Here is a 21,897-nt window from a genome sequence, read left to right on the forward strand (position 1 = left end):
AAACAATGCTCGGTTTTGACTCAATATGTAGTGCCGAAAACCAAGGATATTTCGGAGAGTTACGGACAAGTCAGCGCTGATGCGCGACTGGTGGCCTTCTGAAGCCCGCGTATTTCAAGGGCTGTAGCGGGGCGATGGTTTTTTGCAAGGGATTTTTGTTCGCCCTGGCGCATTGCTCATCGCGCACTCGGACGACATAATGTAGCCCCTTTTTTCAGCCCCTACATGTGGAAGGTTCCCGTGACTCAGAAGCCCGACCAGTGTCTTGGTGAATGGATCGACCGTGAAGCACTCGCAGAAGCGATGATCCCGCTTATCGGTCAGCTGTACCGCAATAACAATGTGGTGAGCTCGATCTATGGCCGCAGCCTGATCAACCAGTCTGTCATCGCGATTCTCAAAGCCCACCGCTTTGCGCGTCACCGTTCCGCCGACGACAGCGAACTCTCCGTCCACGAAACATTCCCGCTGCTCAAGGCCATGAGCGAGCTCAAGCTCGGCGCCGCCTCGGTTGACCTGGGCAAACTGGCCTACAAATTCCGCAAGGAAGGCGCCGGCCGCAGCGCCGAGCAGTTCGTGCGTGAAGAAATGGCCGACGTGGTCGGCCAGCAAAGCGCTGCCGCCCGCAAGGGCACCGATGTGGTGTTGTACGGTTTCGGTCGGATCGGCCGCCTGCTGGCGCGCATCCTCATCGAAAAAACCGGCGGCGGCGACGGCCTGCGCCTGCGGGCCATCGTGGTGCGCAAAGGTGCCGACAACGACCTGACCAAGCGCGCCAGCCTGCTGCGTCGCGATTCGGTACACGGTCCGTTCAACGGCACCATCGTCATCGACGAAGAAAACAGCACCATCACCGCCAACGGTAACCTGATCCAGGTGATCTACGCGAAGAACCCGTCCGAGGTGGATTACACCCAGTACGGCATCAAGGACGCCCTGCTGGTGGACAACACCGGCGTATGGCGTGATGCCGAAGGCCTGGGCCAGCATCTGGCCTGCCCGGGTGTTGACCGCGTCGTGTTGACGGCGCCCGGCAAGGGCAAGCTGAAGAACATCGTGCACGGCATCAACCATGGTGAGATCACTGCTGACGACAAGATTGTCTCCGCTGCGTCCTGCACCACCAACGCCATCGTGCCGGTGCTGAAGGCTGTGAATGACAAGTTCGGTATCGTTAACGGCCACGTTGAAACCGTTCACTCGTACACCAACGACCAGAACCTGATCGACAACTTCCACAAGGGCGACCGCCGTGGCCGCAGCGCGGCGCTGAACATGGTCATCACCGAAACCGGCGCCGCCACCGCTGCGGCCAAGGCCCTGCCTGAGCTGGCCGGCAAGCTGACCGGCAACGCGATCCGCGTGCCGACGCCGAACGTGTCGATGGCCATTCTCAACCTCAACCTTGAGACTGCCGCCAGCCGTGAAGAAATGAACGAGTACCTGCGCTACATGGCGCTGCACTCCGATCTTCACAAGCAGATCGACTACGTCAACTCCCAGGAAGTGGTGTCCACCGACTTCGTCGGCTCGCGCCACGCCGGTGTGGTGGATGCCGAGGCGACCATCAGTCAGGACAACCGCGTTGTGCTGTACGTGTGGTACGACAACGAGTTTGGCTACAGCTGCCAGGTGGTGCGCGTGATGGAAGACATGGCTGGGGTTAACCCGCCGGCGTTTCCGCGTTAAGCATTAGCAGTAGATGAAAAAGCCCCGACTGGTTCGGGGCTTTTTTATGGCTGTGGGTTTTGTGTTGCCTGTGAGGGTCTCATCGGGAGCAAGCCTCTTCCCACCTATTGATGGGTGAATGCATTCAAGTGTGGGAGCTGGCTTGCCTGCGATGAGGCCTTCAATTCAGCAGCTTGCTACGCAGACTGTCGGACAACCCCTTGGGCCCCAGCCAGATGCCCAGGTAGGCCTTCGCCAACGCCTCATCGCGACTGCTGAACACCACCTTGCCGTTGATCTCCAGGTTCAATCCCCGTCCCGGTCGAACGTCCAGTGCATAGCGATCACCGCTGCGAATATTCCGAAAACTGGCGTGCAACTTATCAAGCTCCGGTTTTAACCGGGTGCTGGCCTGCTGGCGCTCCAGCGTAGCCGTGGCTGCCTTGATCACATCATTGCGGTCAATGTCGCGAAAGTAATACAGCTCCAGGCGCAGCGCTTTCTGCTGGTCCCAGGCTTGTCTGGCGCTTGAGTCCGGTGAGGCATACAGCGCCGCCGCATACACGTCTGCCCAGAGATAATTGAGCACCGCCTGGTTTTTCAGCGCCAGCCCCTCGACCTGCGGCGGGAAAGCCGCTTGCCTGAGCCGGTCGGCGTCGTTGGCGTGCGCGGTGATCGACAGCATGAGCATCAAGCAGATAAAGAGTTGTCGCATAATGGCCTTTCCTGAATTCAGCGCTGATGTGGGTGCTGTAGTATGGCAAGACTGGCCTACGACGCGACCAAGGGTTAATGTGCGCGGCGGTGAGCCTTCTATAGACTGTGCCCCGGTTCACACACTTGAGCCAAATTGTCCTTCATGACCGCTGGCCGCGGCATGATTTAGCCAGGCGTCCAATCGTACGCCTGGCCTGTTCTGAGGAGTACGCATGGCTGTCTACAACTACGACGTGGTGGTACTGGGTTCCGGCCCGGCTGGAGAAGGCGCGGCAATGAACGCCGCGAAAGCGGGGCGCAAGGTGGCGATGGTCGACAGCCGTCGCCAGGTCGGCGGCAACTGCACCCACCTGGGCACCATCCCGTCCAAGGCCTTGCGTCACTCGGTCCGCCAGATCATGCAGTTCAACACCAACCCGATGTTCCGGGCGATTGGCGAACCGCGCTGGTTCTCTTTTCCGGACGTGTTGAAAAGCGCCGAAAAAGTCATTGCCAAACAAGTGGCCTCGCGTACCGGCTTCTATGCGCGTAACCGCGTCGACCTGTTCTTCGGCACCGGCAGCTTCGCCGACGAGCAGACCGTCGAAGTGGTCTGCGCCAATGGCGTGGTCGAAAAACTGGTGGCCAAGCACATCATCATCGCCACCGGTTCGCGCCCGTATCGCCCGGCGGACATCGATTTCCACCACCCGCGTATCTACGATAGCGACACCATCCTGAGCCTGGGCCATACCCCGCGCAAGCTGATCATCTATGGCGCCGGCGTGATCGGCTGTGAATACGCCTCGATCTTCAGCGGCCTGGGTGTGCTGGTCGAGTTGGTGGACAACCGTGACCAGTTGCTCAGCTTCCTCGACTCGGAAATCTCCCAGGCGTTGAGCTACCACTTCAGCAACAACAACATCACCGTGCGTCACAACGAAGAGTACGAGCGGGTCGAAGGCCTGGACAATGGGGTGATCCTGCACCTCAAGTCCGGCAAGAAGATCAAGGCCGACGCCTTGCTGTGGTGCAACGGCCGTACCGGCAACACCGACAAGCTGGGCATGGAAAACATCGGGGTCAAGGTCAACAGCCGTGGCCAGATCGAAGTGGATGAGAACTACCGCACCTGCGTGCCCAACATCTACGGCGCCGGTGACGTGATCGGTTGGCCGAGCCTGGCCAGTGCGGCGCACGACCAGGGTCGTTCGGCCGCCGGCAGCATTATCGACAACGGCAGCTGGCGCTATGTGAACGACGTGCCGACCGGGATCTACACGATTCCCGAGATCAGCTCGATCGGCAAGAACGAGCACGAGTTGACCAAGGCCAAGGTGCCTTACGAAGTGGGCAAGGCGTTCTTCAAGAGCATGGCGCGGGCGCAGATTGCCGGTGAGCCTCAGGGCATGCTGAAGATTTTGTTTCATCGCGAGACGCTGGAAGTGCTCGGCGTGCATTGCTTCGGCTACCAGGCCTCGGAGATCGTGCACATCGGCCAGGCCATCATGAGTCAGCCGGGTGAGCAAAATACCCTCAAGTATTTCGTGAACACCACGTTCAACTACCCGACCATGGCTGAAGCCTATCGCGTAGCGGCCTACGACGGCCTCAACCGGCTTTTTTGAGCGGCTCCGGCCGGTGGCCTGAGCCGGCCGGGGAGACCGATTTCAGTAATTCCCGAGGGTGGCAGTGGCCAAACCGGGAAAGTCTGTAATCAGGCTATCTACGCCGAAGTCGGCGAGCCTGCGCATCAGCGCAGGTTCGTTGACCGTCCACACCGACACGTGCAAACCCTGGCGCTGGGCTTTTTCCAGCCGCTCGGGGGTGCACAGCGTCCAGTTCAAGGCCAGGTACTCACAACCGTAGTTGTGCGCGACCTTCAACGGGTCGAGCCAGGCGTACTCGGCCACCAGCCCGCGTGACAGGTCCGGGGTGAGGTCCACTGCTGCTTTCAACACCTCCCGCGAGCTTGAGGTGACAGTGACCTTGTCCATCAAGCCGAAACGTACCGCCATCTCGCGGATTGCCAGTACCGTAGTCGCGGCGCGGGTGCGCGAGGCGCTTTTGACTTCCAGTTGCCAGTGATCGAAGTCGCACTGTTCGAACAATTGCTCCAGGCGCGGGATCGGGCATGGCTTCACCCAGCCGGGTCCGCCTTTGCGCGCGTCCATTTTCATGAGATCCGCCGCTGAATACTCGACCACCTTGCCGCGCCGGTCGGTGGTGCGCTTGAGCGTCGGGTCGTGGATGACCATCAGCTCGCCGTCCATGGACAGGTGCAGGTCCAGTTCGCAGCGACGTACGCCGTGCTTGAGGCATTCCTGAAAGCTGGTCAGGGTGTTTTCCGGTGCTTCGCCTTTGGCACCGCGATGGCCGTAAATCAGGGTCACAGTTGCTCCTTTGCGCCAGCGTTGCTGACGGTGTGAATACGCATTCAGAAGTCGTCGCTTTGTTCTCGCGCCAGGCGGCGTTCCTGGGCCTGTTTCTGCAGGATGTAGCGCGCCAGCAGTTGGCGTTGGGCATCGGTCATGGATTCGAATTCCGTGACCACCTCAAAGCCGTCGCCCTGTGGCGTACAGTGGGTGACCCGCGCACGCAGCAGCAGGCCGAGCGCCTGGGGCATCAGCACCAGCTTGACCGCCAGGTGCGAATCGGTTGTCAGGGGGGCAGGGTGATGGAAGTCGATGCCGCCTTCGGAGATGATTACCGGCTGCGGCGCGCCGACTTCATCGAGCAGGCCGCGCGCCATGATCTGGCTGAGCAGGTCCAGGCGTTTGTTCTGCACGCGCAGGAAGGCGGCGAGGGTGCGATCCTTCTCGCTCAGCTGACGCAGCAGGTGCTGGGCTTCGAATTCGCTGAGGTGCAGTTCGCTGAGCAGGTTGAACAGCGGTGAATCATCCAGCAACACTTCCTTGCCCGCCGCTTCGGGGGCCGACAAGGTTTTGATTTGAAGTGCGATCATGTCGTCGATACGGTAGTATTCGCGGCGCTCTTCTTCATCTAATGTCGACATGGCGAACCCCAGTTAGCGGCAATGGTCTGAGTGTAAAGCTGCTGACCAGCCCCCGCCACCGGGACGTCTTCTTTTCCTCCGAACAAGCCCCGACATGTTCAGACCTCTCTTCGTATTTATCGGCACGCGTTATACCCGTGCAAAGCGTCGCAATCATTTTGTGTCGTTCATTTCCCTGACCTCGATGATCGGTCTCGCCCTGGGCGTGGTCGTGATGATCGTGGTGTTGTCGGTCATGAACGGCTTCGATCATGAGATGCGCACCCGCGTGCTGGGCATGGTGCCCCACGCCACCATCGAGGGCGATGCGCCGATCAGCGACTGGCAAAGCCTGGCCGCCAAGGTCAAGCAGAACCCCAAGGTGCTGGCCGTAGCGCCCTTTACGCAGATGCAGGGCTTGCTGACCCATGACGGCAAGGTGCAGAAAATCCTGCTCAATGGCGTCGACCCTGCCCAGGAACGCAACGTGTCGATCATCGACAAGTTCATGTTGCAGGGCAAACTTGACGACCTGGCCCCCGGCAGTTTCGGCATCGTGATCGGCGACAAGGCTGCGGCCAAGCTCGGTGTGGGTGTCGGTGACAAGCTGACCTTCGTCGCGCCGGAAGTGACCGTGACCCCGGCCGGCATGTTCCCGCGCATGAAGCGCTTTACCGTGATCGGCACCTTCCACGTCGGCGCCGGCGAGATTGACGGTTACCTGGGCCTCACCAACCTCACCGATCTTGCGCGCCTGCATCGCTGGCAGCCGGATCAGGTACAAGGCCTGCGCCTCAAGTTCAACGACCTGTTCGACGCACCGCGCGGCGCCTGGGAAATCGCCCAGCACCTGGGTGAGTCCGAGTACTACGCCCGCGACTGGACTCGCACCCACGGCAACCTGTACCAGGCCATCCGCATGGAAAAAGCCATGATCGGCCTGCTGTTGCTGCTGATCGTCGCCGTGGCCGCGTTCAATATCATCTCCACCCTGGTGATGGTGGTGAACGACAAGAAGGGCGATATTGCGATCCTGCGTACGCTCGGCGCCACGCCGGGGCAGATCATGGCGATCTTCATGGTGCAGGGCACCGTGATCGGCGTCGTTGGCACCCTGATCGGCACGGCGGTCGGGATCCTGGCCGCACTCAATGTCAGCGCCGCGATTGCCGCGCTGGAAAAAGTGCTCGGTCACAAGTTCCTCAACGCCGACGTCTACTTTATCGACTACCTGCCGTCGCAGGTTCAGGCCCAGGACGTGTTGATGGTGGGCGGCGCCGCGTTGGTCCTGAGTTTCCTTGCCACCCTGTATCCAGCCTGGCGCGCGGCACGTACCCAGCCAGCACAGGCCTTACGTTATGAGTGAATCGGGCATGAGTGAAAAAGCAATCCTGAGCTGCCGCAACCTGGGCAAATCCTACGAGGAAGGCCCGGAGTCGGTGGTGGTGCTGTCCAACCTGCAGCTTGAACTGCACCCGGGCGAGCGCGTGGCGATCGTCGGCAGTTCCGGCTCCGGCAAAAGTACCTTGCTCAACCTGCTGGGCGGCCTCGATACGCCGTCCAAAGGCAGCGTTTGGCTGGCGGGTGAAGAACTGTCGGCCCTCGGCGAAAAGGCCCGTGGCCAGTTGCGCAACCGCTCGCTGGGCTTTGTGTACCAGTTCCACCACCTGCTGCCGGAATTCACCGCGCTGGAGAACGTGTGCATGCCGCTGCTGATCGGCAAGACCGCGATTCCCGAAGCACGCCAGCGCGCCAAGGCGTTGCTTGAGCGCGTCGGCCTCGGCCATCGCCTGGAGCACAAGCCTGCCGAGCTGTCCGGCGGCGAGCGCCAGCGTGTGGCGATTGCCCGCGCGCTGGTAAACAACCCGGGCCTGGTGATGCTCGACGAGCCTACCGGCAACCTCGACTCCCACACCGCCCAGGGCATCAAGGACCTGATGCTGGAACTGAGCACCCAGATGCGCACCGCATTCCTGGTGGTGACCCATGACATGAGCATGGCCCGTCAGATGGACCGCGTGCTGCACCTGCAGGAAGGTCATCTGGTCGCCATCTGACCTGTTTCAGGCCCGGTGCTTCACGTACCGGGCTTTTTCATTTTTTCAGACGGTGCCCGCTAATGTTCAGACCGTTATCGATTTTCATCGGCACGCGCTATACCCGCGCCAAGCGCCGCAATCGTTTTGTCTCGTTTATCTCGATGACCTCGATGATCGGCCTCGCCCTGGGTGTGCTGGCAATGATCGTGGTGCTCTCGGTGATGAATGGTTTCCAGCGTGAAATGAGTTCACGCATCCTCGGCATGGTGCCCCACGCTACCATCGTCGGCGTGAAGCCGATGGACGATTGGCGGCCGGTGGCGGCGGCGGCGATGAAGAACCCTGAAGTGACCGCTGCCGTACCCTTCACCCAGATGGACGGCATGTTTTCCTACAAGGGCGCCATGCAGCCGATCGAGATCAGCGGCGTCGACCCGGCGCAGGAAGGCAAGGTGTCGATCGTGGCCCAGCACATCGTGCGCGGCAAGCTGGACGACTTGAAGGCCGGCGAGTTCGGCGTGGTGATCGGCGACATCACCGCGCGGCGCTTTCGCTTGAACGTGGGCGACAAACTGACCCTGATCGTGCCTGAAATAAGCACCGCCCCCGGCGGCATCACCCCGCGCATGCAACGCTTGAACGTGGTGGGTATCTTCAAGGTCGGCGCCGAGCTGGATGGCTCCATGGCGTTGATCCATATGGCCGACGCCGCCGAGATCCAGCATTGGCAACCCAATCAGGTGCAGAGCGTGCGCCTGGCAGTGAAGGATCTTTACGCAGCGCCCAACGTCTCGGCCGATATCGCCGCCAGCCTCGGCTCGGGCTACAAGCCGGATGACTGGACCCACACCCAGGGCAGCCTGTTCAGCGCGATGAAGATGGAAAAGACCATGATCGGCCTGTTGTTGCTGATGATCGTCGCCGTGGCGGCGTTCAATATCATTGCCACCCTGATCATGGTAGTGAACGACAAGGGCGCGGATATTGCGATTTTGCGCACCATCGGCGCCACGCCACGGCAGATCATGGCGATCTTCATGGTGCAGGGCACGGTGATCGGAATTGTCGGCACCCTGATCGGCGGCGTGTTGGGGGTGATTGCCGCGCTCAATGTGAGCGCGCTGGTGGGCTGGCTGGAGCGAGTGAGCGGGCAGCATATCTTCAGTTCTGATGTGTATTTTGTCAGCAACCTGCCCTCGGAGCTGCAAGGTGGGGACGTGCTGCTGATTTGCACGGCGGGGTTTGTGTTGAGCTTTTTGGCGACGCTGTACCCGGCGTACCGAGCGGCGAAAATCGAGCCGGCGCATGCCTTGAGATATTCCTGATTCGATCATGATGGGAGCGTTGAAATGAGCTTGCGTACATCCTTGTTATTGGCGGGCTGCCTGATGGCGTTGAGTGTCGAAGCGCTGGCCGATGCGGCGCACGGCTACGCCTTTGGTCATCCGGCTGCGGCAGATAAAGCCACGCGCAGTGTCGAAGTGACCCTGCAGGACATTGCCTTCGCGCCCAAGTCCCTGAATGTGAAGGCCGGTGAGACCGTGCGCTTTGTGCTGGTCAACAAAGGCCAGTTGCTCCACGAATTCAACCTGGGCGACGCGGCGATGCATGCCGAGCATCAGAAGGAAATGTTGCAGATGCTGGCCAGCGGCATGCTCACGTCCACGGGTATGGCCAAGATGGATCATGCTGCCATGGGCCATGGCGCGATGAAACACGATGACCCCAACAGCGTGCTGGTGGAGCCGGGTAAAACCGCCGAGCTGACCTGGACCTTCGCCAAGGCCACCGGCCTTGAGTTCGCCTGCAACCTGCCGGGTCACTATCAGGCGGGCATGGTCGGCCAGCTGACCGTTGAGTGAGGCGATGATTAAGGGCGGGCGCAAAGGCTGGTAGACTGGCGCGGTTTATTTAGCCAGGTTTCCGTCATGCATCCCGCCGCCGAACACTCACCGCTGGGCAAGTCCAGTGAATACATCAGCACCTACACCCCTTCATTGCTGTTTCCGATTCCGCGCGCCGCCAAGTGGGCCGAGCTGGGCCTGAGCGCCGAGACGCTGCCGTACAAGGGCGTGGACTTCTGGAACTGTTTCGAACTGTCCTGGTTGTTGCCGTCGGGCAAGCCAGTGGTGGCCATCGGCGAATTCAGCATCCCGGCCGACTCGCCGAACATCATCGAATCCAAATCCTTCAAGCTGTACCTCAACTCGTTGAACCAGACCGCATTCGCCGACACCCAGGACCTGCAAGCCACGCTGCACAACGACCTGAGCTTTGCCGCCGGCAAACCGGTGAGCGTGCGGATCCGCAGCCTGGCCGAGGTCGAGGCCGAAGGTGTAATGGCGTTGCCGGGCGTGTGCATCGACGCGCTGGATATCAGCGTCAGCAGCTACGAGCATCCGCGCCCGGAACTGCTGCGCTGCGACGATTCGCGCGTGGTGGAGGAGAGCGTGCACAGCCACCTGCTCAAATCCAATTGCCCGGTTACAAGCCAGCCGGACTGGGGCAGCGTGGTGGTGGACTATCGCGGTGCGGCGCTCGATCACGCCAGTCTGCTGGAATACCTGGTGAGCTTTCGCCAGCATTCGGACTTTCATGAGCAGTGCGTGGAGCGGATTTTCCTGGACCTGCAGCGCTTGCTCAAGCCTGAGAGGTTGACGGTGTATGCGCGCTATGTGCGCCGTGGCGGGCTGGATATCAACCCGTATCGCAGCACTGAGGAGGTGGCGTTCCAGAACGTGCGCCTGGCGCGTCAGTAGAGTCAAATGTGGGAGGGGGCAAGCCCCTCTCACAGAGGGTGTTGTGTCTGAGTCAGATGCCGATGTTGCCCAGGGTGATCATGATGTTGCGCAGGGTCCCGGAAATAACCGGGTGATCGGCGTCGAACTCGATGGCCGCCTGATTCACGTCGTCGGAAATGCTCGGCGTCTGAGTGGCCGGGTCAAGTCCAAGTTGCGTTTCAAACTTGGCAAGCAGGGCTTCCAGCGCTTCACGCTTTTCGGCCGACAGTGGCGGATCCTGTTCCAGTTGCTCGCGCAGAATGTTGACCTGTTCTTGCAGTTTTTCGCGGGCAGGCATGGTGTTCTTCCTTTTATCGATAGGCACTGGCATAGACCGCGGCGCGCCGCGAAAGGTCTACGGGCTGATCGGTAGATTAATCCACTGCGGCCCGCCGTGCATGCTCTCGATCAGGGCTTCTCGCCTTTGAGCCGGCGCAGGCTGATGTCCGCCAGGCAGGTGCCGAGTTCACCGAGGTGGTCGATTACCGAGTGCACACCCAGCCCATACAGGGCGATGGTGGCCTTGCCGCGCTTTTGTTCGCGTTGCTGCTCGGTGAGTGCCTGCCACTGCGCGGGCGCCAGGCCGCACAGTGAGCCACAGGAGGCCAGCCCGATGGTCCACAGGCCAGCGTTGAGGCCCGATTGCAGCAGGCGCGGCTCGCCGCTGACCAGCACGCAGCCTTCCAGGCGTTCGATGTTCAGCTCCATCAAGGCTTGCCAGCACGCATGGGGCGCGGGCCAGCGAATGGAGGAGGGCGATGTGGCCTTCAGCCAGGCGGGCAGCGTGGCCGCCAGGGGAGCGGTCACTGCGGGTGGCAGTTCATCCAGCCAGGCGCAGGGCACGCCTTGTTCCTTCAGGCTGCGCAGACTGTTCAGTGCGCCGGGGGTGGCTTGGGAATCGGAAGCCGGCGCGTCGCTGCGCGCCTGGGAACCGAAGTCCACCAGGCACCCACTCAGACCAAATAGCACGGCAGTCAATGACGGGGCGGCGGCGACGGCAATCTCGGCATGTGGCATCAGAACATCCCTGAAATAGCTCTGACGCTATCGAGTCGGCATGACAAGTAAATGACACCGAGGCTGATTGTGAGAAATTTACGCATTTTTTGTAAGACGTTTCCATGTAGCTGCCTAAATCGGCACTTCCGTCATATACTGACGGCCAAATTCAGGGCATAGCGCCCATGACAGATCATTCAAGGAGCAAAAGCTATGCGCTGGAGCCAGTACTTCGCTCAGCTGTCGGTGTGTGCCACCGTACTATTCGTACCGTTTGCTGCACAGGCTGCATCGGAAGATGATCCATGGGAAAGCGTCAACCGCCCCATCTTCACCTTCAACGACACCGTTGATACCTACGCCCTCAGGCCAATCGCCCAAGGCTATCAGTTCATCACTCCACAATTCGTGCAGGACGGCGTGCACAACTTCTTCCGCAACATCGGCGATGTTGGCAACCTCGCCAACAACGTGCTGCAGCTCAAGCCGCACAACGCCGGCGTGGACACCGCCCGGTTGCTGGTCAACACCACCTTCGGCGTGCTGGGCTTCGTCGACGTCGGCACCAAAATGGGCCTTCAGCGCAGCGATGAAGACTTCGGCCAGACCCTCGGTTACTGGGGCGTGGGCAGCGGTCCTTACGTGATGCTGCCACTGCTCGGCCCGAGCACCTTGCGTGATGCGCCGTCCAAATACGTCGACAGCTACACCTCGCCGTACCGCTACATGAATGACATCGACTGGCGCAACAGCGTCTTTGGCTTGAACCTGGTCGATACCCGCGCCAGCCTGCTCGACAGCGAAAAGCTGATCACCGGCGACAAATACACCTTTATTCGTAACGCTTACCTGCAGAACCGCGAGTTTAAGGTCAAGGACGGCAAGGTGGTCGACGACTTCTAAGTCGAGACGTTTTGAAACGAAAAAGGCGACCAGATGGTCGCCTTTTTTGTGCGCAACGGTTTAGCGCATCTTCAGGATCTTGAGCCCCAGTTGCTGTTCCTCGCCTTCCGTCTTGGCCCATACCACTTCGGTATCGGCCTCCAGGCCCTTGAGGGCGGCGTGCTCCGAGTCGATGCGTACGGTCAGTTGGTCACCGACATTGAACTGGGGAGGTGCCTGCACCTGCATGCCGGAACTGGAGAGGTCCACGCAAACCCCGGCAATTTCCTGCCCGGCGTGGATCAACGACACATCGGCATCCACTCGCATGCGGATGAAATCGCGTTTTTCAGCGTAGTCGCGCTCGTGTTCGCTCACAGCTTCCATCCTTACTTTGTGTTGTGGTGGTAGCTGTTCTTATAACTCCCGGTGATTTGCGGTGTAAAGAGGCTCGGCGACCATCGGCGTGAGCTTGAAACCCCTGACGGATGGGAGTACCGTCTGCGCCTTAGAAGGGCACCTCTGCTTTACAGTTGTGCGTGGGCAAAACGCCCGTGCTTTGTAGGACAGAGAGGCTAGAAAGCGAATCCAGTAGTGTGAGCCCGGCCATTGTCGCGCTGCCTACGCCAACCTAATTCTGGCGCCGTTTGCCCACATGCAAAAAACCAGTGCCACGCTGCTGATAATCGATGACGACGAAGTAGTGCGCGCGAGCCTCGCGGCCTATTTGGAAGACAGTGGCTTCAGCGTCCTGCAGGCCAGCAATGGCCAACAGGGTCTCCAGGTGTTCGAGCGCGACCAGCCCGACCTCGTGATCTGCGACCTGCGCATGCCCCAGATGGGCGGCCTCGAGCTGATTCGCCAGGTGTCCGAGCGCGCGCCGCAGACGCCAGTGATCGTAGTATCCGGCGCCGGTGTGATGAACGACGCCGTCGAGGCCTTGCGGCTGGGTGCCGCTGATTACCTGATCAAGCCCCTGGAAGATCTGGCCGTGCTGGAGCACTCGGTGCGCCGCGCCCTCGACCGTGCGCGCCTGCTGCAGGAAAACCTGCGCTACCGCGAAAAGCTCGAAACCGCCAACCGCGAACTCGAAGCCAGCCTGAACCTGCTCCAGGAAGATCAGAACGCCGGTCGCCAGGTGCAGATGAACATGCTGCCGGTGAGCCCCTGGACCATCGACGACTTTCAGTTCGCCCACCAGATCATCCCTTCGCTGTACCTGTCGGGGGATTTCGTCGACTATTTTCGTGTAGATGAGCGGCGTGTGGCGTTCTACCTGGCCGACGTTTCCGGCCACGGGGCTTCCTCTGCGTTTGTCACCGTGTTGTTGAAGTTCATGACTACACGGCTGTTGTTCGAGTCCAAGCGCAATGGCACGCTGCCGGAGTTCACCCCTTCGCAGGTGTTGGGTCACATCAATCGGGGCCTGATCAGCTGCAAGCTGGGCAAGCACGTGACGATGGTGGGCGGCGTGATCGATGAAGAAACCGGTCTTTTGACCTACAGTATTGGCGGTCACCTGCCGATGCCTGTTCTATACACTCCAGACAGTGTGCGTTACCTGGAAGGCCGTGGTCTGCCGGTGGGCTTGTTCAATGAAGCCACCTACGAAGACCACATCCTGGAACTGCCGCCGACATTCAGCCTCACGCTGATGTCCGACGGCATCCTGGATCTTCTTCCAGAGCCTACACTCAAAGAGAAAGAAGCTGCCTTGCCCCAGAAGGTCAAGTCAGCGGGCGGCAGCCTGGATGGCCTGCGGCAGGTTTTTGGATTGGCCACGCTGGGGGAGATGCCGGATGATATCGCCCTACTGGTGTTGAGCAGGAATCTTTGATGAGTACCGGAAGAATCCAATTCGCCGAGCAGGACGGAACCTTCGTCCTCAAATTTGTCGGTGAAGTGCGCCTGACCTTGTGTTCAGCGCTGGATGCGACGATTGAGCGGATCTTCACTGCGCTGAACTTCTCGGCGATCGTGATCGATCTGACCGAAACCCGCAGCATCGACAGCACTACGCTAGGGCTGTTGGCCAAGCTGTCCATTCTGTCGCGGCAGAAGGTTGGCCTGTTGCCCACTGTCGTCACTACCCACGACGATATCACCCGGCTGCTGCAGTCCATGGGCTTCGACCAGGTGTTCAATATCGTCGACCGCCCCATCCCTTGCCCGGAATGCCTCACCGATCTGCCGTCCCAGGACCAGTCCGAAGAGATCGTGCGGATCAAAGTGCTGGAAGCGCACAAGATCCTGATGGGGCTCAACGAGTCCAACCGCGAAGCCTTCCACGACCTGGTCAACGCGCTGGAACGCCACTAAGCCCCAGCGCTGAAACCCAATCCAACGGTGGCAGTTCGGCTTGGAATCAGCGATCACAAAAAAGGGCGGCACCCTCACAGGTGCCGCCCTTTTTGCTGACGCCCGTTTTTACAGCTTGGCCGTCAACAACGCTTCCAGCTTCTCCTGGTCGCGAGCAAACTGACGAATCCCCTCCGCCAGCTTCTCAGTCGCCATCGCATCTTCGTTGGACTCCCAACGGAACTGCGCTTCAGTCATGTGCACCCGCGCTTCCCCGGCGTGCCCTGGCGACAGCTTACGCTCAAGCTTGCCTTCATCGGCCGCCAGCTTCTCCAGCAGGTCCGGGCTGATGGTCAGGCGATCACACCCTGCCAGCTCTTCGATCTGGCTCAGATTACGGAAGCTTGCGCCCATCACTACGGTCTTGTAGCCATTGGCCTTGTAGTAGTTGTAGATGCGCGTGACCGACTGCACGCCCGGGTCATCGGAGCCGGTGTAGTCGTTGCCGTTGGCCTTCTTGTACCAATCGTAGATACGACCCACGAACGGCGAAATCAGGAACACCCCGGCCTCGGCGCAGGCCACGGCTTGAGCAAACGAGAACAGCAGCGTCAGGTTGGTCTGGATGCCTTCTTTTTCCAACTGCTCGGCGGCGCGAATGCCTTCCCAGGTAGAGGCAATCTTGATCAGCACACGGTCGCGTCCAACGCCGGCTTTGTCGTACAGATCGATGATACGGTGCGCGCGCTTGAGCACGGCATCAGTGTCAAATGATAGACGGGCGTCCACCTCGGTGGAAATACGGCCCGGCACCACTTTGAGAATCTCTTGACCCACCGCTACCGCAAAACGGTCACTTGCCAGGCCGACATCGCCGTTGCAGTCCTGCACACATTCGTCCAGCAGCTTGGCGTAGCCAGGGATCGACGCGGCCTTGAGCAGCAGGGAAGGGTTGGTGGTGGCGTCTTGCGGCTTGAGCTTGGCGAGGGTGGAGAAATCGCCGGTATCGGCTACCACGGTGGTGAATTGCTTGAGTTGTTCCAGCTTGGAAGTCATGAGCGTGCTCTGTCCTATGGGTCTGATGACATTACCCGAGCGCCTGCAGGCGCTCAAGGGCGCAAATGCGTTCGATCGTTTGCGAGGGCAACAACCTGAAAACCGCCGTTTGAATGGCGGGTCCTGCTAGAGGTTTGGAGGCCGTAATCCATGTCAGGTTCAACCCGATTATCAGATGCCACCCCCGATCAAAATGTGAGAGGGGGCTTGCTCCCGATAGCGCCAACCCAGCCACCGCACATTAACGATCAACGACCTTCCAGCAGCTCCCCTGCCTGATCCAGCAACGCCAACGGATCCGCGGCTTTATGGATATCCACCGACAACAATTGCCGAAACTTGCGAGCCCCCGGAAAGCCAGTGCCCAATCCCAGCACATGCCGAGTAATGTGATGCATCGTCCCACCACTCGCCAGATGCTCGGCAATATAAGGCCGCAACAGCACCAACACCTGTGCCCGACTGATCACCGGCGCCTCACTTCCAAACAAGCGCTGATCCACCTCGGCCAGCACATAGGGATTGTGATACGCCTCGCGGCCGAGCATTACCCCATCAAACGTCTGCAAATGTTTCTCGCACTGTTCCAGTGTCTTGATCCCGCCGTTGAGAACAATCTCCAGCTCGGGAAAGTCCTGCTTCAACTGTGCCGCCACGTCATAGCGCAACGGCGGAATGTCACGATTCTCCTTGGGCGACAACCCCTCCAGAATCGCGATCCGCGCATGCACGGTAAAGCTCGTGCAGCCCGCATCCTTTACCTGCCCGACGAAATCACACAGCTGAGCGTAACTGTCCCGGCCATTGATGCCGATACGGTGCTTGACGGTCACCGGAATCGACACCGCATCACGCATCGCCTTCACACAATCGGCCACCAGCGCAGGATGCGCCATCAGAATCGCCCCGATCATGTTGTTTTGCACCCGATCACTGGGGCAACCGACGTTCAGGTTCACCTCATCGTAACCGGCAGCCTCGGCCATGCGAGCACACGCGGCCAGGTCGGCGGGAACGCTGCCACCCAGCTGGAGCGCCAGAGGGTGCTCGGCTTCGCTGTGGCGCAGGAAGCGCTCGTGATCACCATGGATAATCGCCCCGGTGGTGACCATCTCGGTGTAGAGCAGGGCGTGTTTGGAGAGCAGCCGCAGGAAGTAGCGGCAGTGGCGATCGGTCCAATCCATCATGGGGGCAACACTAAAGCGCCGAGACAGCGTAGGCCTTGCGTTTACGGGGCTAAAGCTCTGTTTATCTAGCATTTTACTCAACGTGTTCTGGGCGTGTTTTCGGGCGTTTTCAAGCGTTTTTAAAGTCTCGGTGGTACGATGTACCACTTCAAAACTGACGCGTACCACTTTCAATATGGCGACTATCAGGGCAAGAAAACTGGCGGATGGGACTGTGAGCTACACGGCACAGATCCGCATCAAGCGCGACGGAGTGCAAGTCTACCAAGAGAGCCAGACCTTCGCCCGAAAACAGGCTGCTCAGGCTTGGGCACGCAAACGCGGGTCGGAGCTGGATGAGCCTGGTGCGATCGAGCGCGCAAACCGCAAGGGCGCCACGCTGAAAGATATGACCGATCGCTACCTGGTCGAAGTTGAGAAAGCCAAGCCGCTGGGCAAGACCAAGCGCGCCACACTCAATGCAATTGGCGAAACTTACCTGGGCAAGTTGACCGATACGGATATCAACACCCAGTGCCTGGTCGATTATGCACTTTGGCGAATGAGCGGGGAGGGAGGTGGCGTTCAGCCACAAACCGCTGGCAATGACCTGGCGCACCTGGGCGCAGTGCTGGCAATTGCCAAAGACGCATGGGGCTACCAGGTCGATCCGCTCGCCATGGGCGGTGCACGGCGTGTGTTACGCAAGCTGGGCTACAACTTGAAAAGCCGTGAGCGTGACCGCCGACCGACATTGGATGAGCTGGGACGGGTGCTGACGCACTACCAGGCCATGCAGGTGAGGCGCCCGACGGTCATAAATATGCTGAAGGTCGTGGGCTTCGCCCTGTTCTCCACGCGTCGGCTCGATGAAATAACCCGAATTCGCTGGGCAGATGTAGACGAAGCCGGCCAGCGGGTGCTGGTGCGCGACATGAAAAACCCAGGGCAGAAGATCGGCAACGATGTTTGGTGTTACCTGCCGGACGAGGCGTGGCACATCCTCCAGACGATGCCGAAGGCCGGCGAAGATATCTTCCCCTACAGCCCAGAGTCGATCTCCACGTCCTGGGCGAAAGCCTGCAAGTTTTTGACTATCGCGGATCTGCACTTTCACGACCTCCGGCATGAAGGTGTCAGCCGCCTGTTCGAAATGGACTGGGATATTCCGCGTGTGGCGAGTGTTTCCGGCCACAGGGATTGGAATTCAATGAGGCGTTACACCCACCTTCGCGGTCGGGGCGACCGCTATGTGGGCTGGGAGTGGCACGAAAAGATTCTGAGGGCGCCCGTCCAACTGGGCGCCGCATCGCAGAAGTGGCTCAAACGACGTGTTTTAACCCGTTAATCTGGCTGTGCTCTTTAACTGCTGCTGCGCGTTGCAGGTCCAGGTACGCGGCCAGATCGGTGAGATGGACGCCCCTGGCCGACTTCTGGCTGGGCTCCAGGCGGGTGATGGGCAACTTGATCTGACCACTCATCACCTTGCGCTGGAACATGTCCGGCGTCAGGTGCGTGAAGTAATCCCGGCACACCACCTCCAGAGAGATAATCGCTTGGCCGTCGTACTGAGCCATCAGGATAAATGCTGTGTTCATGACTATCCTCATAGATGCGCGTATCGACACCGTTTTTTCTGCTTGGCTGCTTCACGCTCTGCCATAAATGCGGCCCATTCCGCCGTCTTGCTCTGCTGGCGAATTCGACTACATGCCTCGTGCTTTCCCTTTGAGCGGGCTCTGCCGCAGATATCGCAGCGGCTGGGCAAGTCCAGCCGGTAACCGGCTAACGGCGGGCGGGTGCGAGTGCTTGAACTCATGGCTGGCCCCTCATAAACATTCTTGTGAGTGCATTGGGTTGGCCGTCGGGTGTCAGCTTGTCCAGGGGTTGAGTAACACTCCGGCCGTTGGCAGTGCGTAGTGTGGCGACGTTTTCATAAACTCCTTCAATCACACCTGTACGAGCGCTGAGGCGGTATTCTCGACCACCGCCGCTCATTGCGACGTAGCTGACCGTGTCGCCGACAGCGAGCGGGGTTGTGGTAGCCTCTGCGATGCCGCCTTGGGGTTGATTCACTTGCATGGTGCTTCTCCTTTGGGTGGTCGGTGTCGAGGGGTTGCAGCCCCTCGGCACCACCTTCTTACTGGCTTTCGCCGGTTGTTTTTTGCTTGCGCACCAGGTGCACAAGCACATTTTCAAGTTCGGCAACCTCTTCGCTTTCTGTCTGCCACAGCAGGACGGCCACGATTTGCTCGGGGCTGCACTCCAGCACCAGAATTTCAAAATCGGTTGCCGCGCTAACTTCTAGAATTTTGACCAGGTCGTCAGGCGCATAGGCCTCGGCGTGAATGACTTTTGAGCTTTCCCCAAACCAATCCCTCAGTTCTTCGATATGTCTGTGACGGTTCGTTGCGCCGTTTTGGCCGCCGCTTGCGATGACTTGTACGTGCATGGTGCTTCTCCTTTGGGTGGTGTCAGACGTTGCAGCGCCTGGCGGGTATTGCCGCTGATGAATCAGGCCTGGAAGTGCCAGCACTTCACGATGGGTTGCTTCGTGACGACGGCGTTGGTCTTGCTGGCCTGGTGAGCCCGTACCGCGCTGTCGGTCGCCTTGTTGACGTCGAGCAGCTTCCGCGAGCGGGAGTCTTTCAGGCGTTCGCGCAGCTCGCTGACGTCAGCGATTTTTTGCCGGTTTTCTGCGGCGCATTTCACGAAGTCGTTGAGGTTGATGGCGATGATGTGGTCTTTCTTACTGTGGTTGACCACCGGGCCTTCGGCGTCCAGGCCTTCCAGGTATTCGTAAACCTCCCAGAATTCAGCAACCACCGGATGGTCGGAGCTGATCGAGGCCTGGCGCTCAATTGCCATGCGGATGATCTGCGAGCGGGTATGCTCGACCTGTGCGTCGGTGAGCGGTACCACCATGCACAGGCAGTCCAGCAGGGCGAGCATTTGGGCGTGGTTCTTGTTGATCCGCTCCACGCGGATGTAGCCGCGCAGCTTGTTGCCGCAATGGCTACATTCGCTGTGCTCGTCTTTGAATGGGGTGTCGCAGGCAAAGCAGTGGGAATGCAGGTTGCGCAACTTCGCTTCGTAGCCCGCAACCCGCTGGCCGAACAGCTCCATCACCTCCAACTCTTTGCGCACGGCCTGCAACACAAAGTTGCTGAGTGTCGAACCTTCCAGCGCATTGAGCCGATCTGCCGCCGCACGGCTTTCAGCGGTGACGTTCGGTCGTACAAAGTGCAGTTTGACGATCCGGGTCATGATCGCCTCGGAAGCCACTACGGGTGCGTTCTGGCTGATGGCGATGGTGCCGCGAAATGGTGGTTCGTAGGTTTCGTTACCAGCGGTTTTCACGCCCTTGGTCGCCAAGGTGCCGCCGCCGTAGTAATCCTTCAGTTCGTCCCATTCGAAGGTTTTGGCGTGGGCCTTGTCGTCGCCGCTGCGGTCTGATTCCAGCAACACGATGGGCATGCCGGATACCTGGCCCATCAAGCGGCTGCGGCCGGCCTTGGTGGATTTGGATGGGTCAAACCCTTCGTATCCGTCGCGGCCCGCGAGTTTCCATAGCAGCGTGAGCAACGTGGTCTTGCCGGCGCCGGCCTCGCCAGTGGCCTCAAGGAAGGGAAACGACTGATACCGGCCGCGGATCTGTTCGGCGAACAGCGAGCCAAACCAGAAGGTCAACGCCACGATGCCCTGGGCACCAAAGCACTGCCAAAGAAGCCCTAGCCACTGGTCATCGTATTTTTTGCCATCCTTTTCAAGATCGATCTTCACACCCTTTTGCAGAGTCTTGAGTTTCAACTTGCCCATCTCAAAAAACTCTTCCTCGTTGATGTGGATCACCTGGCCTTCGCGGATGGCGACGTCGTTGAACACGTAGCAGTGGTATTCCTTGCTGTAGCCCACGTAGTCGATGGTCTGAACGGTCTTGATGCCGAAAAGCTGGTCTTTCATGAGTTTGTCCAATTGCTGTCCACTGCCGGTGAACACGGCTCCGGCACCCATGCCGAGAAGTCTTTTCTTGAATTCGCTGGCAGCGGCGACCTGACCACCCGTGAAAGTGTTTTTCACTGAACCGCCGTCGTGCGGGAAGTCGACGCGGAAGAAGTACCAGGACTCGTCGGTAATTTCGTTGCGCTGGAAATAGAGGGCTTTGGGGTAGCAGTTGGCGATCTCGACGACGCAGCCGGCGACGTTCAGTGCCTTCTCCCGAAGTTGCTTTTCATTGAGTGTCTGGGCTTCGTGGCCATCGCCCTTTTCGAGGGCCTGCTTGGCGCTGTTGTATTTCGCCAAGTCCAATTTCCACCAGTACAGGCGGGAGTCGAAACAGAAGTGGAATTCCTCCCGTTCACGCCACTGGTACATGAGCAATGCCTTGTCGCTGGCACTTTCTGCAATCAGCAGGGCGCCCTGGTGGCGCGCTTTTTTCAAGTCCTTTTCGATGCGATCAGCGCGGGCTTTTTCGTCGTCGATAAATGCCCAACGTTGATGCAGATCGTTCCAGTCAACCTTGCGGGCGTCAGGCTGTGACACCTGAGCAGCCTCGCAGGTAAAACCGAGTTCGCGGGCACGGTTGACCCACATACGGGTGTACTTGTGAGCGCCTGGCTCGTTATCCAGAGCCCAAACCAGCTTCGGGGTTTTACCGCCGCGAGCGGTGATCAGGGCCTTGAGTGATTCCTCTGGAAAGGCGTTTGAGGACAGCGCCGCAACCGCAGAGATACCGTTTTGAGCGAGCGCTATGGCGTCAAAGATGCCTTCAACGATCCACAGCTCATTTACTTCCAGCAGATCCACGCACGGCGGGCACCACCAGTGCCCCCTGTAGCTCTTGAGGGGTTGGAAGCGGGCCTTCTTCTTACCGAACCGTGATGGTTGGTCAATCAAGCGCTCCCAGTACCCGCCGTGTTCCAGGGGGAAGCGCACGGTGGCAGAGCCAATATTCAGATCGCGATCAAAGTAGCTTTCCTGGGTGTACCAGCCCTCTATCAGCTCAACGCGGAAACCTCGGGCAAATGTCAGGTAGGCCTTTGCGCTGGCGGCAGGCTCGTCTCGGGTGGCCGGTGCACGCTTGCTCCAATCGTCGAACAGGTCCGGGTAAAGCTCTTTGGTGGGAGCCATGTACCGGCAATTTTTCTCGCGGCCACAGCGGATGAACCAGGGTTCATCGTGGCGCGAAAACAAACGTTTCTGATTGCACTGCGGGCAGGTGCCCTTACGCATGTAATGCGTGCCTTTCATGTGCTGAAGGCCGTAATCAGACTCCAGGCGCTGAAGCACGTCAGCGCGGATCTTGTCTTCCATGGGCT

The 21,897-nt window shown here is 59.6% G+C and carries 23 protein-coding genes; 11 read left to right on the top strand and 12 right to left on the bottom strand.

Annotated features, from left to right (window positions below; translation table 11 throughout):
- Positions 1-225: 225 nt before the first annotated feature.
- Positions 226-1,689: a glyceraldehyde-3-phosphate dehydrogenase gene (locus TU75_RS12600; protein WP_041931434.1), complete on the top strand. Its 1,464-nt coding sequence runs from the start codon at positions 226-228 to the stop codon at positions 1,687-1,689.
- 160 nt (positions 1,690-1,849) lie between these two features.
- On the opposite strand, the gene TU75_RS12605 is transcribed toward TU75_RS12600, so the two are convergent.
- Entirely contained in the window at positions 1,850-2,383 is a 534-nt protein-coding gene (locus tag TU75_RS12605) for a chalcone isomerase family protein (protein ID WP_060549106.1), read from the bottom strand.
- 214 nt (positions 2,384-2,597) lie between these two features.
- On the opposite strand from TU75_RS12605, the gene sthA reads away from it, so the two are divergent.
- Positions 2,598-3,992 (top strand): Si-specific NAD(P)(+) transhydrogenase, encoded by a 1,395-nt coding sequence (gene sthA, locus TU75_RS12610; RefSeq protein ID WP_003235170.1) that lies wholly within the window; start codon positions 2,598-2,600, stop codon positions 3,990-3,992.
- A 42-nt stretch (positions 3,993-4,034) separates the two neighbouring features.
- Here the strand turns inward: sthA and TU75_RS12615 are convergent, their stop codons facing one another.
- Positions 4,035-4,757 carry a glycerophosphodiester phosphodiesterase gene (locus TU75_RS12615; protein ID WP_015371529.1) on the bottom strand — a complete coding sequence of 241 codons (723 nt, stop codon included), beginning with the start codon at positions 4,755-4,757 and terminating at the stop codon, positions 4,035-4,037.
- 44 nt (positions 4,758-4,801) lie between these two features.
- Positions 4,802-5,380 carry a PilZ domain-containing protein gene (locus TU75_RS12620; RefSeq protein WP_015371530.1) on the bottom strand — a complete coding sequence of 193 codons (579 nt, stop codon included), beginning with the start codon at positions 5,378-5,380 and terminating at the stop codon, positions 4,802-4,804.
- Between the two features lie 94 nt (positions 5,381-5,474).
- On the opposite strand from TU75_RS12620, the gene TU75_RS12625 reads away from it, so the two are divergent.
- The 5 genes from TU75_RS12625 (at position 5,475) to queF (ending at position 10,157) form a co-directional block, all read left to right on the top strand.
- Entirely contained in the window at positions 5,475-6,725 is a 1,251-nt protein-coding gene (locus TU75_RS12625) for a lipoprotein-releasing ABC transporter permease subunit (RefSeq protein WP_060549107.1), read from the top strand.
- 7 nt (positions 6,726-6,732) lie between these two features.
- The gene (lolD, locus tag TU75_RS12630; RefSeq protein WP_167325114.1) at positions 6,733-7,416 is read left to right on the top strand and encodes a lipoprotein-releasing ABC transporter ATP-binding protein LolD; all 684 of its coding nucleotides are present in this window, start codon (positions 6,733-6,735) and stop codon (positions 7,414-7,416) included.
- Positions 7,417-7,478: 62 nt separating this feature from the next.
- Positions 7,479-8,723, top strand: a complete 1,245-nt coding sequence (locus TU75_RS12635; protein WP_060549108.1) for a lipoprotein-releasing ABC transporter permease subunit — start codon at positions 7,479-7,481, stop codon at positions 8,721-8,723.
- A 24-nt stretch (positions 8,724-8,747) separates the two neighbouring features.
- Complete coding sequence (gene copI, locus TU75_RS12640) at positions 8,748-9,260, top strand: copper-resistant cuproprotein CopI (RefSeq protein ID WP_060549109.1); 513 nt, start codon at positions 8,748-8,750, stop codon at positions 9,258-9,260.
- 66 nt (positions 9,261-9,326) lie between these two features.
- Positions 9,327-10,157, top strand: coding sequence for an NADPH-dependent 7-cyano-7-deazaguanine reductase QueF (gene queF / locus TU75_RS12645; protein ID WP_015371531.1), 831 nt, complete (start codon positions 9,327-9,329; stop codon positions 10,155-10,157).
- A 52-nt stretch (positions 10,158-10,209) separates the two neighbouring features.
- Here queF and TU75_RS12650 read toward each other — a convergent pair whose 3' ends face one another.
- Both TU75_RS12650 and pcrP read right to left on the bottom strand, forming a co-directional pair.
- On the bottom strand, positions 10,210-10,476 hold the full coding sequence (locus tag TU75_RS12650) for a DUF4404 family protein (protein ID WP_060549110.1): 267 nt from the start codon (positions 10,474-10,476) through the stop codon (positions 10,210-10,212).
- 110 nt (positions 10,477-10,586) lie between these two features.
- Positions 10,587-11,195 carry an HAD superfamily inactivated hydrolase PcrP gene (pcrP, locus tag TU75_RS12655; RefSeq protein ID WP_060549111.1) on the bottom strand — a complete coding sequence of 203 codons (609 nt, stop codon included), beginning with the start codon at positions 11,193-11,195 and terminating at the stop codon, positions 10,587-10,589.
- Positions 11,196-11,390: 195 nt separating this feature from the next.
- Here pcrP and TU75_RS12660 point away from each other — a divergent pair, with 195 nt between their 5' ends.
- The gene (locus tag TU75_RS12660; protein WP_003235188.1) at positions 11,391-12,080 is read left to right on the top strand and encodes an MlaA family lipoprotein; all 690 of its coding nucleotides are present in this window, start codon (positions 11,391-11,393) and stop codon (positions 12,078-12,080) included.
- A 60-nt stretch (positions 12,081-12,140) separates the two neighbouring features.
- Here the strand turns inward: TU75_RS12660 and TU75_RS12665 are convergent, their stop codons facing one another.
- Positions 12,141-12,437 (bottom strand): PilZ domain-containing protein, encoded by a 297-nt coding sequence (locus TU75_RS12665; RefSeq protein ID WP_003235190.1) that lies wholly within the window; start codon positions 12,435-12,437, stop codon positions 12,141-12,143.
- Positions 12,438-12,714: 277 nt separating this feature from the next.
- On the opposite strand from TU75_RS12665, the gene rssB reads away from it, so the two are divergent.
- Both rssB and rssC read left to right on the top strand, forming a co-directional pair.
- A complete protein-coding gene (gene rssB, locus TU75_RS12670; RefSeq protein WP_003235192.1) occupies positions 12,715-13,896 on the top strand; it encodes a two-component system response regulator RssB in 1,182 nt (393 codons plus the stop codon).
- Positions 13,896-14,378, top strand: a complete 483-nt coding sequence (gene rssC / locus TU75_RS12675) for an anti-sigma factor antagonist RssC (protein WP_060549112.1) — start codon at positions 13,896-13,898, stop codon at positions 14,376-14,378. Before rssB ends, rssC begins: the two co-directional genes overlap by 1 nt.
- 108 nt (positions 14,379-14,486) lie before the next feature.
- On the opposite strand, the gene tal is transcribed toward rssC, so the two are convergent.
- On the bottom strand, positions 14,487-15,413 hold the full coding sequence (tal, locus tag TU75_RS12680) for a transaldolase (protein WP_003235196.1): 927 nt from the start codon (positions 15,411-15,413) through the stop codon (positions 14,487-14,489).
- Between the two features lie 248 nt (positions 15,414-15,661).
- A complete protein-coding gene (dusA, locus tag TU75_RS12685; RefSeq protein ID WP_060549113.1) occupies positions 15,662-16,672 on the bottom strand; it encodes a tRNA dihydrouridine(20/20a) synthase DusA in 1,011 nt (336 codons plus the stop codon).
- 103 nt (positions 16,673-16,775) lie between these two features.
- Here dusA and TU75_RS12690 point away from each other — a divergent pair, with 103 nt between their 5' ends.
- Positions 16,776-17,927, top strand: coding sequence for a site-specific integrase (locus tag TU75_RS12690; protein ID WP_060549114.1), 1,152 nt, complete (start codon positions 16,776-16,778; stop codon positions 17,925-17,927).
- Here the strand turns inward: TU75_RS12690 and TU75_RS12695 are convergent.
- The 4 genes from TU75_RS12695 to TU75_RS12710 form a co-directional block, all read right to left on the bottom strand.
- Positions 17,902-18,177 carry a pyocin activator PrtN family protein gene (locus TU75_RS12695; protein ID WP_060549115.1) on the bottom strand — a complete coding sequence of 92 codons (276 nt, stop codon included), beginning with the start codon at positions 18,175-18,177 and terminating at the stop codon, positions 17,902-17,904. The genes TU75_RS12690 and TU75_RS12695 overlap by 26 nt on opposite strands.
- Positions 18,178-18,394: 217 nt before the next feature.
- The gene (locus TU75_RS12700; protein ID WP_060549116.1) at positions 18,395-18,661 is read right to left on the bottom strand and encodes a hypothetical protein; all 267 of its coding nucleotides are present in this window, start codon (positions 18,659-18,661) and stop codon (positions 18,395-18,397) included.
- 58 nt (positions 18,662-18,719) lie between these two features.
- On the bottom strand, positions 18,720-19,031 hold the full coding sequence (locus TU75_RS12705; protein WP_060549117.1) for a hypothetical protein: 312 nt from the start codon (positions 19,029-19,031) through the stop codon (positions 18,720-18,722).
- 62 nt (positions 19,032-19,093) lie between these two features.
- On the bottom strand, positions 19,094-21,892 hold the full coding sequence (locus TU75_RS12710; RefSeq protein ID WP_173664762.1) for a toprim domain-containing protein: 2,799 nt from the start codon (positions 21,890-21,892) through the stop codon (positions 19,094-19,096).
- Between the last annotated feature and the right edge of the window lie 5 nt (positions 21,893-21,897).

The organism is Pseudomonas poae (assembly GCF_001439785.1).
In the GTDB taxonomy this organism is placed as follows: domain Bacteria; phylum Pseudomonadota; class Gammaproteobacteria; order Pseudomonadales; family Pseudomonadaceae; genus Aquipseudomonas; species Aquipseudomonas poae.

Coding starts and splice junctions, on each gene's coding strand:
- TU75_RS12600 (WP_041931434.1), top strand. CDS start 226: ATGTGGAAGGTTCCCGTGACTCAGAAGCCCGACCAGTGTCTTGGTGAA.
- TU75_RS12605 (WP_060549106.1), bottom strand. CDS start 2,383: ATGCGACAACTCTTTATCTGCTTGATGCTCATGCTGTCGATCACCGCG.
- sthA (WP_003235170.1), top strand. CDS start 2,598: ATGGCTGTCTACAACTACGACGTGGTGGTACTGGGTTCCGGCCCGGCT.
- TU75_RS12620 (WP_015371530.1), bottom strand. CDS start 5,380: ATGTCGACATTAGATGAAGAAGAGCGCCGCGAATACTACCGTATCGAC.
- TU75_RS12625 (WP_060549107.1), top strand. CDS start 5,475: ATGTTCAGACCTCTCTTCGTATTTATCGGCACGCGTTATACCCGTGCA.
- lolD (WP_167325114.1), top strand. CDS start 6,733: ATGAGTGAAAAAGCAATCCTGAGCTGCCGCAACCTGGGCAAATCCTAC.
- TU75_RS12635 (WP_060549108.1), top strand. CDS start 7,479: ATGTTCAGACCGTTATCGATTTTCATCGGCACGCGCTATACCCGCGCC.
- copI (WP_060549109.1), top strand. CDS start 8,748: ATGAGCTTGCGTACATCCTTGTTATTGGCGGGCTGCCTGATGGCGTTG.
- queF (WP_015371531.1), top strand. CDS start 9,327: ATGCATCCCGCCGCCGAACACTCACCGCTGGGCAAGTCCAGTGAATAC.
- TU75_RS12650 (WP_060549110.1), bottom strand. CDS start 10,476: ATGCCTGCCCGCGAAAAACTGCAAGAACAGGTCAACATTCTGCGCGAG.
- pcrP (WP_060549111.1), bottom strand. CDS start 11,195: ATGCCACATGCCGAGATTGCCGTCGCCGCCGCCCCGTCATTGACTGCC.
- TU75_RS12660 (WP_003235188.1), top strand. CDS start 11,391: ATGCGCTGGAGCCAGTACTTCGCTCAGCTGTCGGTGTGTGCCACCGTA.
- rssB (WP_003235192.1), top strand. CDS start 12,715: ATGCAAAAAACCAGTGCCACGCTGCTGATAATCGATGACGACGAAGTA.
- rssC (WP_060549112.1), top strand. CDS start 13,896: ATGAGTACCGGAAGAATCCAATTCGCCGAGCAGGACGGAACCTTCGTC.
- tal (WP_003235196.1), bottom strand. CDS start 15,413: ATGACTTCCAAGCTGGAACAACTCAAGCAATTCACCACCGTGGTAGCC.
- dusA (WP_060549113.1), bottom strand. CDS start 16,672: ATGCTAGATAAACAGAGCTTTAGCCCCGTAAACGCAAGGCCTACGCTG.
- TU75_RS12690 (WP_060549114.1), top strand. CDS start 16,776: ATGGCGACTATCAGGGCAAGAAAACTGGCGGATGGGACTGTGAGCTAC.
- TU75_RS12695 (WP_060549115.1), bottom strand. CDS start 18,177: ATGAACACAGCATTTATCCTGATGGCTCAGTACGACGGCCAAGCGATT.
- TU75_RS12700 (WP_060549116.1), bottom strand. CDS start 18,661: ATGCAAGTGAATCAACCCCAAGGCGGCATCGCAGAGGCTACCACAACC.
- TU75_RS12705 (WP_060549117.1), bottom strand. CDS start 19,031: ATGCACGTACAAGTCATCGCAAGCGGCGGCCAAAACGGCGCAACGAAC.
- TU75_RS12710 (WP_173664762.1), bottom strand. CDS start 21,892: ATGGAAGACAAGATCCGCGCTGACGTGCTTCAGCGCCTGGAGTCTGAT.